Consider the following 1,262-nt stretch of genomic DNA (forward strand, 5'->3'; position numbering starts at 1 on the left):
TCCACCTGGCTCGACGAGGCGATGACGTCGTGACCGTCGTGCAGCGCGACGGTGACGGCTGGGGTGGCGGTATCCAGAGCGAGCAAGAGCACGCAAACAGCCTACGGCTCCCGGGCCCCGGCCACGGCCGCACGGGTCGGCCGGTCACGTACTGCTACGGTCACGACGACGTACGTGGATAACGGGGCAGAGCGGGACAGAGGTGACGACGGTGGCAGGCACCAGCTCGGTGATCGTGGCGGGGCTGACCGCGGCGGCCCTCGCGACGATCGGCTACCTCGGCCACCGGGCGGCGGTGACCGCCCCGGCCGGGCCGCACCGTCCGGCGCCCGGCACCGCGGCGGCCGTCCAGAAGGCCCTCCGGGACGGCGGCCACCCCGCCGCACTGCCCGCACGGTCGGGGACGGGCGAACGGGTCGTGTACGCGTTGGGCAAGGACCGGGTGTGGCTGGTCGAGGAGAACGGCAAGGTGCGGCGCACCTACGGGGTCAGCCCCAGCACGGTGGACCCGGAGCCGGGCACCTACCGGGTCACGTCCCGGTCCGCGGCGGTCACCGGATCGGATGGCGTTCCGGTCGAGCACGTGGTGCGGTTCGCGTCCGTCGAGGGCACGGCGATCGGGTTCAGCGCGGCGGTCGACGGGTCGGCGCCGCGGCTCGACCCGGAACAGCGGACGGGCGGCATCCGGGAGACGCGCACGGACGGTGAGGCGCTGTGGCGGTTCGCGACGATCGGGCGGAAGGTCGTCGTCGTTCGGTGAGTCCCGGTGCGCGCGTTCCGGCCGGATCGCGTGAACGGGGCCCGTACGTTCCGACAAGACGTCGGCAAGATGTTGCGTTCGGCGTCCCGGGCGTGGTCACATGGTATCCAGTCCGTGGTTAGGTCTACCTAACCACGCCCGCCCCCGTCCTTCAGGAGGCGTCCATGCCGGCCCACCAGAGCGCCCGCCGGACCACGGCGCAGTCGCGGCCACAGCCGGTCTCCGGAATCCCGATGCACGACCTGCTGGCGTCCTGCGCGGCGGCCGCCGCGATCTCCACTCCACCCCGCGCACCGGAACCCCACCCCTGCGAACCGGCCAAGGAACACCGCGAGGCGGCATAGGCCGGCCTGCGCAGCACGAACAGGCCGACGGCACGCTCGGGCCGACGGGACGGCCGGGCCGCGTGCCCCGGCCGGGGCGGCGGGGTGGTCGGACCCACAGCCTGGCCAGGCCGGCGGCACGCTCGGGCCGACAGCACGCTCGGGCCGATGGAACGGCC

General features: G+C 74.1%; 2 protein-coding genes. Both read left to right on the top strand.

The window, feature by feature from the left end; translation table 11 throughout:
- Positions 1–211 precede the first annotated feature (211 nt).
- A complete protein-coding gene (locus B7767_RS29850) occupies positions 212–760 on the top strand; it encodes a L,D-transpeptidase (RefSeq protein ID WP_085574871.1) in 549 nt (182 codons plus the stop codon).
- A gap of 164 nt (positions 761–924) precedes the next feature.
- A complete protein-coding gene (locus B7767_RS29855; RefSeq protein ID WP_085574872.1) occupies positions 925–1,104 on the top strand; it encodes a hypothetical protein in 180 nt (59 codons plus the stop codon).
- The last annotated feature ends 158 nt before the right edge of the window (positions 1,105–1,262 follow it).

It is taken from the genome of Streptomyces sp. 13-12-16, assembly GCF_002114215.1.
In the GTDB taxonomy this organism is placed as follows: Bacteria; Actinomycetota; Actinomycetes; order Streptomycetales; family Streptomycetaceae; genus Streptomyces.